At 37.7% G+C, this 2,361-nt stretch carries 4 protein-coding genes; all 4 read left to right on the top strand.

The window, feature by feature from the left end; genetic code table 11:
- The first annotated feature begins 128 nt into the window (after positions 1–128).
- Positions 129–1,403: a replicative DNA helicase gene (gene dnaB / locus C3938_RS00420; protein WP_105101337.1), complete on the top strand. Its 1,275-nt coding sequence runs from the start codon at positions 129–131 to the stop codon at positions 1,401–1,403.
- Between the two features lie 12 nt (positions 1,404–1,415).
- Positions 1,416–1,844 (top strand): single-stranded DNA-binding protein, encoded by a 429-nt coding sequence (locus C3938_RS00425; protein WP_105101338.1) that lies wholly within the window; start codon positions 1,416–1,418, stop codon positions 1,842–1,844.
- 10 nt (positions 1,845–1,854) lie between these two features.
- Positions 1,855–2,160 carry a hypothetical protein gene (locus tag C3938_RS00430; RefSeq protein WP_158681501.1) on the top strand — a complete coding sequence of 102 codons (306 nt, stop codon included), beginning with the start codon at positions 1,855–1,857 and terminating at the stop codon, positions 2,158–2,160.
- 5 nt (positions 2,161–2,165) lie between these two features.
- A partial coding sequence (locus tag C3938_RS00435) for a hypothetical protein (protein ID WP_158681502.1) occupies positions 2,166–2,361 on the top strand: 196 nt, incomplete at its 3' end.

The raw sequence follows: 2,361 nt of genomic DNA on the forward strand, positions 1-2,361 counted from the left end.
ATATGCACCAGAAGAAAATAACCATCTAGACAAAATTGAGAAATGGAAGCAAGAAGCTTCACAGGTCCCGGAATCCAAAAAGCTAGAATTTCAAAAGAAAATGCAAGAATTGATAAAGGGGAAGCGTCATGAGCCATAATGCAATAGCTGAACAGTCAGTCATCGGTTCGGTTCTTCTGGAAGGTAGTCTAATCGGGATACTTACATTAGAACCAAAACACTTTTATGAAGCTAGACACAAACAAATATATGAAGCTATGCAGCAAGTAGCTGATAAAGAAATTGAAATCAATGTCGTAACGGTGGTAACAGAGTTAGGTAATTGCATTAATGAAGTTGGAGGAGTTAGCTATCTGACAGATTTAGCAGGGTCTATACCTAGTACAGCGCCTTTAAAAAACTATGAATCTGCAGTATATGAAGATTACCGAATCAGACAGAGCCGGATATTAACTGCTGAATACATGGAATCACCAAACGAAGAAGCGTTACACAAGCTACTTAATCAGCTAGATAAATTAAAGGATGAAGGCATTCAAACGGAAGAAAAGACAACGCAAGATTATTTATTTGAAATCGCTGAGGACATGGCGAACCCAGAAAGCGATGCAGCTAAAGGGTTTCCTACTACATTTAAAGATTATGACAACATGACAGGCGGTAATCAACCAGGCGACTTAATCATTATTGCAGCAAGACCATCTGTTGGTAAAACAGCATTCGCTTTAAATATCGGTGCAGGGCATTGCAAAAACGGTGGTGTTTCCCATATCTACAGTTTGGAAATGGGTCCAAGATCATTACTTGAAAGAATGATTTCAACAGAGGGTCATGTAGATATTCAAAAATGGAGGTCCATGATTTTCTCTAGTGAAGATTACGACAAATCAATGAACGCTATCGGTGAAATATCGAACTGGGGATTAAAAATTCATGAAAAGCTAACAACGATTAACCAGATTAAAGCATCTATTCGAAAAAATGTTCAAGATAATCCAGATAAAAATAATTTAGTCATCATTGATTACTTACAGTTAATCACTTCATCTGGACGACATGAGCGCAGGGATTTAGAAGTAGGGGCAATGACTAGGGATTTAAAGTTGTTAGCGCAGGAGTTAAATATACCAATCATATTGCTATCTCAGTTATCTAGAGGTGTAGAACAAAGGCAAGATAAACGTCCGATGATGTCAGACCTTAGAGAATCCGGAAATATTGAACAAGATGCGGATTTAATCGGTTTCCTTTACAGAGATGATTACTACGATAAAGAAACAACCAAACAGAACATTATCGAAATTATTATATCAAAACAACGTCAAGGACCTACTGGAACGGTAGAACTAGCATTCATTAAAGAATACGGAAAGTTCTGTGACTTAGATCACAGATATTCATAAGGAGGAACTACATTGAACAGAACAATACTTGTTGGAAGATTAACGAAAGATCCTGAACTCAGATATACGCAGCAAGGAACAGCAGTAGCGAATTTTAATCTTGCAGTAGATAGACCTTTCAAAAAGGATGGTCAAGCAACAGCCGACTTCGTAAATTGTGTTGCGTGGCGTGCGCCTGCTGAAAACTTAGCAAACTATATGAAAAAAGGTAGTCGAATTGGTGTAGATGGAAGAATTCAAACCAGAAGTTATGAAGATAAAGACGGGAAAAATGTTTTTGTCACTGAGGTTGTTGCGGACAATATTCAGTTTCTGGAAACAAAAAGTGAAGGAAATCAGCAGTCAAACAATAGACCAGCACAGAATAACCAACAAAACAATGATCCGTTTGCCGGAAATGGTGAGCCAATAGATATTGATGACTCAGATTTACCTTTCTAGGAGGGATTACATGAAGCATTTAGAAAATACCGTAGTTGATTTTACGGAAAGAGCTACGGAACAGGAAATGAAAGGCATTAAGAAGTACGGAAAAGCATTAGATCCACTAGATGATTACGATTGGCTCACAATGGCAGCAGAGGAACAAGTGGACGGATACAAGTATCTGTTAGCTGAAATGAAGAAACGAGAGTATGTAGTTGAAGGCATTAGAGAAATTATTGATTTACATGAAAAAGATATGGACCCGTTTTATGTAGGAAAAGCGCACGATCTACTTAATCAATTAAACGGTTCACATAACAAAGGGAGGTAGTAAGGATGGAGAAAGTAAAAGTGACGAAGGAACAGGAACAAGCAATTAAACAAGCGATTAGACTACATGGTGAGGATTACGTTGTAGATAGTCATTGTTTAAAGCAAAAGAACGGTTTGCGATGGAATTTAGGTTTAGATGCACTGAACGATCTTGAAATGTGGCAGTTAGCAAAGGCTATATACATCGGCTATGAAATAG

The organism is Microbulbifer pacificus (assembly GCF_002959965.1).
Classification (GTDB): domain Bacteria; phylum Pseudomonadota; class Gammaproteobacteria; order Pseudomonadales; family Cellvibrionaceae; genus Microbulbifer; species Microbulbifer pacificus_A.

Excerpts from the sequence above, each read along its gene's own strand:
- C3938_RS00430 (WP_158681501.1), top strand. The coding sequence starts at position 1,855 with ATGAAGCATTTAGAAAATACCGTAGTTGATTTTACGGAAAGAGCTACG.
- dnaB (WP_105101337.1), top strand. The coding sequence starts at position 129 with ATGAGCCATAATGCAATAGCTGAACAGTCAGTCATCGGTTCGGTTCTT.